Genomic DNA, 12,717 nt, shown 5'->3' with positions numbered 1-12,717 from the left:
GGGGCTGGAACAGCTCTTTTGTTTCATCTGGGCGTATCCGTTAAGAGTTCCGACGTTTGCCTCTGGCGCGTAAGACGATACCGCCAGCAACGAAGGCAGCGCCGATCAAATACAGCATCAGATAGCTCTCTTCGCCCGTCTTCGGAAGGTTGCCTATATCAGGCGTGCCTTCGAATCCGCCGAGAGGAGGTTCTTCGACATCGATGTCGAACCAGAATTCTTCTTCGTTGCCGTCCTTGTCTTTGACGATCACGGAGAACTTATCCTTGCCGGTATAACCCGGTTTCGGCGTATACGTTACTTTCCCGCCCGGCTTCACCGTGACGGTGCCGTTCTTCGGCGGCGTGCCGGTTTCGGTTGTTCCGCCCTTCGGCACCTCGACTTCGACGTCGATCGGCGTATCCTCAGGCGTTTTCTCCGTCTGCGGAGTCGGCGTTGGCGTTGCCGTTCCCGGGGACGGCTTCGGCGTTGGAGCAGGAGTCGGCGTCGGTTTTGGCGTTGCACCCGGCTTTTCCGATTCCTCCGGTGTCGGCGTCGGCGTAGGAGTCGGCGTCGGGAATACCGGCGGAATGTAATAGAACCCTTGGTCAATCGTCATATTCCGCCAAACGGCGGGAGCCGCGGATCCGATCGCGACGACTTCGGTATAGCCGCCGAGCGTCGGATTGGAATCTTGACCGACCGTAACGCCGTCCGCTCCTTGTCTGGTCGGAATATAGAATAACGGCGTTACGAATTCCACGTAATAGTTGCCGGCTGTGAGATGATCAAACAAGTAGTAGCCCGGCTTGCCGTCTTTGTCCGCGGTCACGGTCGAGGCGAGCAAGGTTTTCGAGGAGTCGTACAGCTTGACGGTCACGCCGTTGATGCCGTAGTTTTCTTCTTCGTCCTGCTTGCCGTCGTAATCTACGTCATGCCAGACATAATTGCCGATCGCGCCTTTGCGGACCACGCCGAAGTCGATCGTCGGATCATGCCAGCCCTTCGGAGCCGCGTCGCCGATCGCGATGGCGACGGTCATGTTTTGCGCGTTCACCGCGTTGGAATCCAGCTCATGCGCGTTCGCGCCGCTGCCTTGCTCTTCGGCGGTGACTTCATGGTTATCGTCCAGATCGATCTGCACGTAATAGTTGCCGCTTGCCAAGTTGTCGAATAGATAGTATCCCGGTTTGCCGTCCGGGCCGTTCGCGGTGACGGTCTCGGCGTAGACCGGTCCGGCCGCACTGTTCTTGTACAAACGAAGCGTGATGCCGTTCAACCCTGCTTCGGAAGCGTCCTGAATGCCGTTCCGGTTACGGTCGAACCAGACGTAGTTGCCGATCGTGCCTTGAGCTACGAGTCCGAGATCGATGCTCGGATCGACCCAGCCGTAAGGCGTCTCGGTTTCGCCGATCTTGATCGCTCCCGTCACATGTGTCGCGTTCGTCGCATTGGAGCCTACGGCCGAGTCGTCGTCCGATTCCGCGACCGTCTTCTCGTATTCGTCAGGGAGCTCGAAACGAATGTAATACGTGCCCTGCGGCAGTTCCTTGAAGTTGTAATAACCCGGATTTCCGCCTTCTGTTTTCGTCGTATCGGTTTTGTATGGCGTGCCCGTCGACGCATTGCGGTACAGGTAAACCTTTACGCCGTTGATGCCGTGCATCGGGTCTTCATCTTGGATGCCGTTACGATTACGGTCATGCCAGACATAATCGCCGATCGCGCCTTTGCCGGTGAAGCCAAGGTCGACGGTCAGGTTTTCCCAGCCTGCCGGGCCGATCGGAATAGCGTTAATCGTCTGGCCCGCGTTTGCGCCGCCAACCTGAATCCGGTTCGAATCATTGGCGGATGTGGAGCCCGCCTCTTCCATTTTGGCCAGATCGTAAATAGAAGGCGTCTGGAACCAAACGTAATAATCATTGCTTTGAACGAGATGATCGAATAAATAATAGCCGTTGGCATCCGTATATTGCGTTTCCACCAGCACGTTGGCGCCACCGGTTTTGTCGTACAGCTTCACTTCGATGTGCTCGATACCGGGTTCGCCGGCTTCCTGAATGCCGTTATCGTTCGAGTCGAACCAAACGTAGTTGCCGATCTTGCCTTTCGCTTGCAGGCCGAGGTCGATCGTGTGATCTACCCAGTTGCCGACGCCGATTTCGATTAGGTCGGTCAAACCGGTCGCGTCGGTCGCATTGGAGTCGCCCGCGGCGCCTGGGCCAACCTCTTCTGCCGTCTTGTCGTAGCTGACGGGGACAACGAATTGCACGTAATAATCTCCGCCCAGCAGATGTTCGAACAAATAGTAACCCGGCGTATGATCGTACGGATGGTTGGCCGTCAATGTGCGCGCGACTTCCGTGCGAACGCCGCCGGTTTCCTTGAACAGGATCGCCTCGATTCCATTGATGCCTAGCTCGGCGGCGTCCTGACGTCCGTCCCGATCCCGATCAAGCCATACATAGTCGCCGATTTCGCCTTTGGCGACAAGACCAAGGTCGATCGTCAAATCTTCAAAGCCGTTCGCGCGATTGATTGTAATCGCGGCGGTCTTCCGATCGCCGTCCAGCGGATTCGAATCTTTGGTAGCATTGCCCGGCACGTTCTGGGTTAGCTCGTAATCGACGGGCCAATTAAACTCCACAACGTAATTGCCGGGCTCCAGATCGGTAAACAAGTAATGGCCCGGTTCGCCCGATCCTCCGGCCGCCGTTGTCGTCGTTTTGAAAATCGTTGTTTCGCCTGATTTGTACAGATTAACCGTCAAGCCGTTGATGCCGGCTTCGCCGGTGTCCTGGATGCCGTCGCGATCGCGGTCCAGCCAGACATAGTTGCCGATCCTGCCGGTGTTCACCACGTTGGTTAACGTAAGAGTCTGCTCCGTCGTGGAGTTAATTACGATCTCGTGCGCCGTCGTATCCAGCTTATAGCCGGTCGGCGCCGTCACCTCGACGATCTCGTACACGTCGAACGGCAGATTGGTGAACGTCACCTCGCCGTTTTCGTCGGTTGGAGCCGGAGGTATCGTGTCCGGACCGAATTTGGGCTTGATTTTGAAAATGGCGTTCTCGAGCTTCAGACTCGCGTCGTCGTCGGCTTGTTTCACGATTTTCACGCTTCCGCGATAGGAAGCTCCGGACGGGAAGGAGAAGCCCGATGCCGAGTTTTTGTTCACCGAAAACGTATGCTGCGCCGGCTGGCTCGTAACCGACGAGCCCCAGCCGCTCATGGAAAATTGGTTCGTCGTATTATTGCCGACGCCAACCGCGAGCAAGGAACGGTAGACGAGCTTATAGGCCGCTTCGTCCGGCGCGTCGATCGTCAGCTTGAACTTCAGATGGCCGGTCGGCGTAGGCGTGGCGTCAAGGAATTCGAGCTCGTAGTTCGCCGCGGGCACGGGAGTCAGCGTGAAATGGCTGTCCTGCGTCGGATTTGCAACGTTCGGCACCGCCTTGAACAATTGGAACGAATTCTGCACCAGCGTCTGATATTGATCCGGCGTATCCTCTACGACGATTTCGTTCAGCTTGGAGAGGCTGCGGTTGATCCACAGGCTCCACTCGGCAAGCCTCAGGCCGCCGGGATCCGGCTGCTTAAATTGTTTGACGATAAACTCATTGCCGTATGCCGGCGACACGCTGGCTTGCAGGGTGGCGCGGTACAACGCGTTGCTGCTGGTGAATGTGGCCGTGTTGTTGATTTGCTGCGGCACGAGCTTGCCTTCCAGCGTTGTTTTGAACGTAATGAGATGCGGTCCCGTAATCGTGCCGATAAACGTTATCGTCAGCACGGGATTTGCGCCGGAGGTGTTATAGCTCACCGTAAAATGGGTATCTTCCGTTAGCGTCGCTGCGTCGGAGAGGTTCCCGTTAGCGGCAAGCGTCTGGCTTTTTACCACAATGGAACCGGCAACAAGCGCTTGGCCGGATTGCAGCGTATCGGTTACCGTAGCGCCCGTCACCGATTCGTTGTGATAGTTGAACAGAACGTTCCATGTCGTATTTTTGTTGCGGGCGTCATACGAGCCGTTTTTGTAGCCGTTGTAGCGTGTGTTGGTATTCGGCGTGATCGTATGGGCGTTGGACTGGCTGTCCTTGCCGAGCAGCGTCGTCGTGCCCGTTGCCTTGTCCACGATTTTGCCCCACGAGAACACGCCGGTGTTCGGGAACGAATAGTTGCTCAGGCTCCATGAGCCGGCGGCCGGGTACTCTTCGTAGTCGAAGGTCGTTTTGTACGCAATCGTATGCGGCTTGTCGAACGTGTAACCGTCGGCGAACACGATCTCGAAGCCGGACTCCCTGCTGGCGCCGTCGTACGTTTGCGTCAGCACGTAGTCGACGCCGTTCATCAGTGCCGCTCCTCCTTGAGGCGTCACGGTCAACGAAAGCGGGATGAGCGTAAGCCCTCTGTTAGTAAAGGTATCGACCAGCTTCACCTTGTCGGCACCGTCTTCCTCGAAGCGGTATCCGTTTTTGTTGAGCGCGATCGTCCAAGTCATCTCTTTGGCACCGTAGTTCGTAATGCTTCCATCCTTGTCGATGATCCGCTGCTGATAAAGGACCGAAGCGTTTGTGCCGCCCGCGGCCACGTCCGTCGTATAGCTGTTGCTTTTGGTTTCGCTCTTGACGACCGGGGCGATATCCTTGGCTTTCGTTTTGTATACGATCCGATAAGCGTCGTCTATCGTTCCGTTCAACTGCAGATCGAAATCGTCCTTGTCGGTCGGACTTCCGGAAGCCGTGTAAGTCAGCGTGTAGCCGGTACCTGCCGCAAGCGGCGCGCCGATGACGCTGCCCGCCGAGCCGTCGGCGGCCACGTTCACCGCTTCGACCGTCATGGTGCCCGGAACGAGCTCATGCCCTGCAGGCAGAATGTCGGTGAGCACCGGATCCGTATGTTCAAGCTGGCCGAAGTTGAAATACAGCGTCCATGTGACGGTATGATCGGAATCCGGTAAGTAGCTGCCGGAAACTTTCTTCAGCGTAGGCCCGCGCTGAACGGAAACGTTCGCCGAGGCGGACGCCTTTTGGACGGCTCCGTCCAGCAGCCGAACCTGGTTGGTCAGCGACTTCGGCGGATTCTCGGGAATGACCGCGTCGCTCTTTACTTTCGTCGTAAATTTGATTCGATAGGCCGAATTTATCGATCCAAGGTCGACGGTGAATTTGTTCACTCCGGCCGCCGGATCGACTATGTAGGCTGCCGCCGCCAAGGCTGCGCCCTCGGTCGCGGTTCCGTTCATGCTCACATTCAGCGGATGAACAGCGATGCTGGAAGGGACAAGCTCCAGATCGCTTGGGAGCGTATCTTCCACGATGGCTTGTCCGATCGCGGTGAGCGAACGGTTGACGTCGACGGTCCAATACACTTCGGACGTATTGACGGTCCGGTCGACGCCGGCCAGCGCTTTGCTGATGTTTGGCGCGGGATTTCCCAGATCGACGGGGAGGTTGACCACGATCGTAGCCGATGCGCTGACGGGAATGCGAACTTCGATTTCGTTATTTTCGATGACGGTCGTTTGCTCCAGCCATGCGCTGATCTGCATGCCGCCTTTTTTCTGGCGGGCCGAAGGATCCAGGCCGTCCTGCGCGGCGAACGTAATCGTGATCGTTTTGCTGTTCTTGTCCACGGAGAACGAGCCGGCGCTGCCGATCGGGACGTTAAGAATATCGGCTTCGAGCTTAAGCGCGGCCGGAAGGGCGAAGGTATAAGTACCCCCGTTCGCCGCGATATCGTCGTCGATTTCCCATTCGTAGGCAAGCGTGAAAGGATAGCTGGTCGAGCCCAAAGCGGCTTCGAATTCACCGGTGTAGCTAGGCGTCGAAGAGCCGTCGTTCTTGACGGCCGTGAGCAAGGAGGCGCAAGAAGCGTCGGGACTCGAGAAACAGGCCGTTAAGGCGTCGTTGCCGAAGCTCGATCCTTGAAGCAGCAGCACTTGCTTGATCACCGTATCCGGAACGGGCACGGGAGCGGCCGAAGTGTGCTGCATGAATCCTCCTATTTGAATCGTCTGCAGCAGAAGCAGCGCGGCCAGCATGAGGCTGACGCTCTTCCGGCGCAGGGACATGCGGTTGCTGGGCAGGGCAGGCGTGAAGCCCAGCCAGCCCAGCAGCCGGTCGATGGCTGGTTTCTTATGCCGTTTGGATCTTGAAACGTACATGATCGTCATTCCTTTCATTGAATCGGGTTGTGCGCTTTCTCGTATCTAGTCTATTAGTCCTATATATAATTCCTATTTACTAGATTATCATATTGATCTGAACAAAAACTGATCTTTTTGTAGTTCAAAAGAATCTAATTTATGAACATTTTTTGTAAATTTAAGATTCGGGTACGTGAAGCTGAAAACTTTTGGTGAGCCGAGTCGTTTAATAAGAGAGCATATCGCTAGAGTTGGGAAGTGTGGATTGTGGACGTGATAATGATTGACGATGAATGGCTGGGACTGGCCCTCTTGGAGAAAATGCTAGGGGAGGCGGCCGCAGGGCTTGGCCTGCCCGTGCGTCTTCACGGGTTCGAAAGTCCAGAAGAGGCGATCGAACAGGCGGGCAAGCTGCGTCCGGCAGCGGTGTTCCTCGATATTCAAATGCCCGGGCTGTCGGGGATGAAGGCGGCCGAGAAGCTGAAGGAGCTTTGCCCCGACACTTGCTTCGTGTTCGTGACCGCTTACGCCGAATACGCGGTTAAAGCATTCGAGTTGAACGCGGTGGACTACTTGATGAAGCCTTATACCAAGGATCGGGTAACGACGGCGCTTAGACGCGTATTGGACCGGAAGCCGTCCGGCGAACGACTGCAGGCTGCGGCAGCTGGAAACGGAGGGGCAAGGGTCCTTTGCTTCCGCTCCATTCGGTTTCAAGCTCCGGGCGGAACGGCGATCACGCCAAAATGGAGAACGGCCAAGGCGCAGGAGCTATTCGCCTATTTGCTCCAGCGGCGCGGGGCAGCCGTGCACAAATCGGCAATTTTGGAGATGATTGCTCCGCAGCAGGAGAAGAAGCAGGCGATGTCGCTGCTATATACGATCGTCTATCAGATCAGGAAAACCCTTCAGCAAGAGGGTATCGATATTGAGATCGAGAGCTCCGGCGTTCAAGAAACCTATTCGATGCGTATGGGTGAAGGAGTGTCCGTCGACACGGAAACGTGGGAGCGGGAGCTAACGGAAGCGGCGCGCGGCGATATCATCCGATACGACAGGTTGATGAAGCTGCTGAACGAATACGAAGGAGACTATTTGGCGGAACACGGCTACGCTTGGGCGGAGGGCGAGCGGGAGCGGCTGCGCCGGGTGTGGTTGGCCCATGCGCGCAAGGCTGCAGGCCGTTTGGCGGAGGACGGCAGGGAAGAGGAAGCGGCGAAACTTTATGGAACCATGCAAGCGTTCGATCCCTACGACGAAGGAACGGCTTTGACGCTGCTCATGTTATACGATCGGCAGGGGCTATACGACAAAGTGGTCGAGCACTTCGGAAGTTTCGAGCAGGTATTCTTGGAGGGTCTGGAGCTTCCCGTTCCCGTCGCCGTCTCGGAGTGGTACGCGGCGTGGAGAGCCGGCGTGATTCGGGAATGAGGTAGCAACATTTCGAAGATCGACATTGCATCCGTTCGCCGTTAAATGTATAATGAATGGGAACACACATTCTTATATGTGGACAATCGGAGCAATTGGACGCAGAGCGTTCGCATAAGGCAGGAAGAGACGCAGCCGGGCTTCCGTATGGCAAAGCTCGGCCGTTTGCGTTTGCGCTCGTTATTTTTGAGACGGGAAGAATTTGACTATACTGTATGCATACAGGAATGGCTGGGGGGAAGCGGGTTATGAATGCTGTGCCGGAAGAGAAAGTGTTTCAGTTGAAATCGGAATATACGCCGCAAGGCGATCAGCCGAAGGCGATTAAGCAGATCGTGGAAGGGATAACGGCGGGCAAGCGCCACCAGACGCTGCTCGGGGCGACGGGGACGGGCAAGACCTACACGATCGCGAACGCCATTGCTGAGCTGAACCGGCCTACGCTGGTCATCGCGCACAACAAGACGCTCGCAGCTCAATTATGCAGCGAATTCAAGACCTTCTTCCCGGACAACGCGGTCGAATATTTCGTCAGCTATTACGACTATTACCAGCCTGAAGCCTATATTCCGTCCACAGATACGTTCATCGAGAAGGACTCCAGCATCAACGACGAGATCGACAAGCTGCGGCATTCCGCGACGAGCGCGCTGTTCGACCGCAGGGATGTCATTATCGTGGCGAGCGTATCGTGTATTTACGGTCTCGGTTCGCCCTCGGAATACGGCAGTCTTGTGCTGTCGCTCAGGGTCGGCATGGAGAAGCCGCGCGACGCGATCCTTCATAAGCTCGTCGATATTCAATACGCGCGGAACGACATTAGCTTCACGAGGGGGACGTTCCGCGTACGCGGCGACATCGTGGAGATCTTCCCGGTCGCGAATAACGAACGGGCGATCCGGATCGAGCTGTTCGGCGACGAGATCGAACGAATCTCGGAGATCGACGTGCTGACGGGAGAGATCGTAGGGGAGCGGGATCATGTGGCGATTTTCCCGGCGTCCCACTTCGTTACGCACGAAGAGACGATGAAGCGGGCGCTTGTCAACATCGAGCGCGAGCTGGAGGAGAGGCTTGCCGAGCTGCGAGAAGCGGGCAAGCTGCTGGAGGCGCAGCGGCTGGAACAGCGAACGCGCTACGATCTGGAGATGATGGCGGAGATGGGATTCTGCTCGGGCATCGAGAACTACTCCGGGCCGCTCACGTTCAGAGAGCGTGGATCGACTCCGTACACGCTGATGGACTACTTTCCGGACGACTTCCTGGTCGTCATCGACGAATCCCACGTGTCTCTACCGCAGATCCGCGCCATGTTCAACGGCGACCGGGCACGCAAGGAAATGCTCGTGAATCACGGCTTCCGGCTGCCGTCCGCCATGGACAACCGGCCGCTTCGTTTTGAGGAATTCGAAGAGAAGGCGAAGCAGCTCGTATATGTTTCGGCGACCCCGGGGCCCTACGAGCTGGAGCATTGCCCGACGATGATCGAGCAGATCATCCGTCCGACGGGACTCGTGGACCCGATCATCGACCTGCGGCCGACGAAGGGCCAGATCGACGATCTGCTGCATGAAGCCCGCGAGCGGATCGCGCGCGACGAGCGCGTGCTCGTGACGACGTTGACGAAGAAGATGGCCGAAGATCTGACCGATTACTTGAAGGATGTCGGCATCAAAGTCCGCTATTTGCACTCGGATATCAAGACGCTGGAGCGGCTCGCGATTCTTCGCGACTTGCGTCTTGGCGTATTCCACGTGCTGGTTGGCATCAACCTGCTGAGGGAAGGGCTCGATCTACCGGAAGTATCGCTGGTCACGATCTTGGACGCGGATAAGGAAGGGTTCCTGCGATCCGACCGGTCCCTCATCCAGACGATCGGACGGGCGGCGCGGAACAGCGAGGGCCGAGTCATCATGTATGCGGACAAAATAACGGATTCCATGGACCGCGCGATGAAGGAGACCGATCGTCGCCGCTCGATCCAAGTGGCTTATAATGAAGAACATGGCATTCAGCCGCAGACGATCCGCAAGCGGGTGCACGACGTCATCGAAGCGACGAAGGTGGCGGAGCAGAAGGCGGATTACCTCACGGGTGCGGATTCCGGCAAGATGACGAAGAAGGAGCGCCAGAAGCTGATCGAGCGTCTGGAGGCGGAAATGAAGGATGCGGCGAAGAGCTTGCAGTTCGAGCGTGCCGCGGAGCTTCGGGACGCGCTGCTTGAGCTGCGCGCCGAGAATGGGTAGTAGGAGGAGAACACATTGGCTAGTGATAAAATCGTCGTGAAGGGCGCTCGCGCCCACAATCTCAAAAATATTGACGTTACCATCCCCCGCGACAAGTTCGTCGTATTGACGGGACTTAGCGGCTCCGGCAAGTCGTCGCTCGCTTTCGATACAATCTATGCCGAGGGTCAGCGCCGCTACGTGGAATCGCTGAGTGCGTACGCCAGGCAATTCCTCGGGCAGATGGAGAAGCCCGATGTCGATTCCATCGACGGATTGTCGCCGGCCATCTCCATCGACCAGAAGACGACCAGCCGCAATCCGCGTTCGACCGTCGGCACCGTTACGGAGATTTATGACTATCTCCGTCTGCTGTTCGCCCGCGTCGGACGTCCGCATTGCCCCGATCATGGCATCGAGATCACGTCGCAGACGATCCAACAGATGGTGGACCGGATCATGGAATATCCGGAGAAGACGAAGCTGCAGATCATGGCGCCGATCGTGTCGGGCCGCAAGGGCGAGCACACGAAGCTGCTTGCGGATATGCAGAAGCAGGGGTACGTTCGCGTGCGCGTTAACGGCGAGCTGCGGGAGCTGAGCGAGAAGATCGAGCTCGAGAAAAACAAGAAACATAATATAGAGGTCGTCATCGACCGGATCGTGGTCAAACCGGATATTCACGCACGGTTGGCTGATTCGCTGGAGACGGCGCTGAAGCTGGCGGAAGGCCGCGTTCTGGTCGACGTCATGGAGCAAGAAGAGCTGTTATTCAGCTCCAATCTGGCTTGCCCGGAATGCGGCTTCAGCATCGAAGAGCTCGCGCCGCGGATGTTCTCCTTCAACAGCCCGTACGGGGCCTGCCCGGAGTGCGACGGACTCGGCGCGAAGATGATCGTGGATCCGGACCTGCTGGTTCCGGATATGAGCAAGACAATCGAAGAAGGCGCGTTCCTCGCTTGGGCGGGAAGCACCTCCAATTACTATCCGCAATTCCTGAGCGCGGTGTGCGTTCATTACGGCATTCCGGAGGACGTTCCGTTGTCGGAGCTGACGCAAGAGCAGATGAAGAAGCTGTTGTACGGCACGGGCGGAGAGAAAGTCCGCTTCCTATATGAGAACGACTTCGGCCACCGGAAGGAAGCGTACGTGCCGTTCGAAGGCATCGTAAATAATTTGGAACGGCGTTACCGCGATACCGCCTCGGAGATGATGCGGGAGCATATCCAGAATTACATGAGCGCCAAGCCTTGCGGCGGTTGCAAAGGCCAGCGTCTGCGCAAGGAAAGCCTCGCCGTGACGATCGGCGACGAGAATATCGCGTACGTGACATCCTTGTCGATCGGGGAAGCCAAACGTTATTTTGATTCCCTATCACTCACGGAGAAGGAGCGCACGATCTCTCATCTCATTCTGAAAGAAATCAACAGCCGACTCGGTTTTCTCGTAAACGTCGGCCTGGAATACTTGACGATGAGCCGCGCGGCGGGCACACTGTCCGGCGGCGAAGCGCAGCGGATCCGGCTCGCAACCCAGATCGGCTCCAGCCTGATGGGCGTTCTCTACATCCTGGACGAACCGAGTATCGGTCTTCACCAGCGGGACAACGACCGTCTGATCCAAACGTTGGAGCATATGCGCAACCTTGGCAACACGCTGATCGTCGTCGAACACGACGAGGATACGATGATGGCGGCCGATTACATTATCGACATCGGACCAGGGGCGGGCATCCACGGCGGACAGGTCATCTCCCAAGGCACGCCGCAGGAAGTCATGAGCGACGAGAACTCGCTCACCGGACAATACCTCAGCGGGCGCAAGTTTATCGAGGTGCCGCTGGAGCGGCGCGCCACGAGCGACAAGTGGATGGAGATCCGCGGGGCGAAGGAGAACAACCTGCGGAACGTGAACGTGAAAATTCCGCTAGGCGTCTTTACGGCGGTGACCGGCGTATCGGGCTCCGGCAAGTCGACGTTCGTGAACGAAATTCTGTACAAGACGCTTGCCCGCGACCTGAACAAGGCGAAGGTTCGCCCAGGCCAATACAAGGAGATGCGCGGAATCGAACATTTGGAGAAGGTCATCGACATTGACCAGTCACCGATCGGACGAACGCCGCGCTCCAACCCGGCAACCTACACGGGCACCTTCGACGACATTCGCGACCTGTATTCGAACACCAACGAGTCCAAAGTACGGGGTTACAAGAAAGGCCGATTCAGCTTCAACGTGAAGGGCGGCCGCTGCGAAGCCTGCAGAGGGGATGGCATCATCAAGATCGAGATGCACTTCTTGCCGGATGTATACGTACCGTGCGAGATCTGCAAAGGCAAACGCTACAACCGAGAAACGCTGGAAGTGAAATACAAAGGCAAAAACATTGCCGAGGTGCTGGAGATGACGATCGAGGACGCTTGCGCGTTCTTCGAGAACATTCCGCGCATTCATCGCAAGGTTCAGACATTGCTCGACGTAGGCCTGGGTTACATGACGCTTGGGCAACCGGCTACGACGTTGTCGGGCGGCGAGGCGCAGCGCGTCAAGCTGGCGGCCGAGCTGTATCGTCGAAGCACGGGCAAGACGCTGTACATTCTTGACGAACCAACGACGGGACTGCATGTCCATGACATCGACCGTTTACTGACGGTGCTGCACCGTCTTGTCGAGTCCGGTGAATCTGTGCTTGTCATCGAACACAATTTGGATGTCATTAAGACGGCGGACTACCTGATCGATCTGGGACCTGAAGGCGGAAGCGGCGGCGGCATGATCGTCGCTACGGGTACGCCGGAACAGGTTGTCAAAGCGGAGGGCTCCTATACGGGGCGGTACTTGAAGCCGATTTTGGAACGCGACAGGGAACGGACGGAGCAGCGCTTACGGAGCTTAGAGCATGTCGGAGCAGGCATCCAGGAATAATCCGTGTCAAAT

General features: G+C 57.1%; 4 protein-coding genes. 3 read left to right on the top strand and 1 reads right to left on the bottom strand.

Translation table 11 applies throughout. The features are described 5' to 3' along the window. Nucleotides 1–40: 40 nt before the first annotated feature. Nucleotides 41–6,145 carry an SdrD B-like domain-containing protein gene (locus RB620_RS23895; RefSeq protein WP_308098784.1) on the bottom strand — a complete coding sequence of 2,035 codons (6,105 nt, stop codon included), beginning with the start codon at nt 6,143–6,145 and terminating at the stop codon, nt 41–43. Nucleotides 6,146–6,394: 249 nt separating this feature from the next. Between RB620_RS23895 and RB620_RS23890 the strand changes: the two genes are divergently transcribed. The 3 genes from RB620_RS23890 (at nt 6,395) to uvrA (ending at nt 12,705) form a co-directional block, all read left to right on the top strand. Then, a complete protein-coding gene (locus tag RB620_RS23890) occupies nt 6,395–7,558 on the top strand; it encodes a response regulator (protein WP_308098783.1) in 1,164 nt (387 codons plus the stop codon). A 248-nt stretch (nt 7,559–7,806) separates the two neighbouring features. Beyond that, a complete protein-coding gene (gene uvrB, locus RB620_RS23885) occupies nt 7,807–9,804 on the top strand; it encodes an excinuclease ABC subunit UvrB (RefSeq protein ID WP_308098782.1) in 1,998 nt (665 codons plus the stop codon). 15 nt (nt 9,805–9,819) lie between these two features. Beyond that, nucleotides 9,820–12,705 (top strand): excinuclease ABC subunit UvrA, encoded by a 2,886-nt coding sequence (gene uvrA / locus RB620_RS23880; protein ID WP_308098781.1) that lies wholly within the window; start codon nt 9,820–9,822, stop codon nt 12,703–12,705. Nucleotides 12,706–12,717 lie beyond the last annotated feature (12 nt).

Source organism: Paenibacillus sp. LHD-117 (assembly GCF_030929555.1).
In the GTDB taxonomy this organism is placed as follows: domain Bacteria; phylum Bacillota; class Bacilli; order Paenibacillales; family Paenibacillaceae; genus Pristimantibacillus.
Note: the sequence above shows the minus strand (reverse complement) of the source record. Positions and strands in the feature narration are given on the sequence as shown.

What these genes read in the sequence shown, in the direction of transcription:
- RB620_RS23895 (WP_308098784.1), bottom strand. Translation starts at nt 6,145, where the DNA reads ATGTACGTTTCAAGATCCAAACGGCATAAGAAACCAGCCATCGACCGG.
- uvrB (WP_308098782.1), top strand. Translation starts at nt 7,807, where the DNA reads ATGAATGCTGTGCCGGAAGAGAAAGTGTTTCAGTTGAAATCGGAATAT.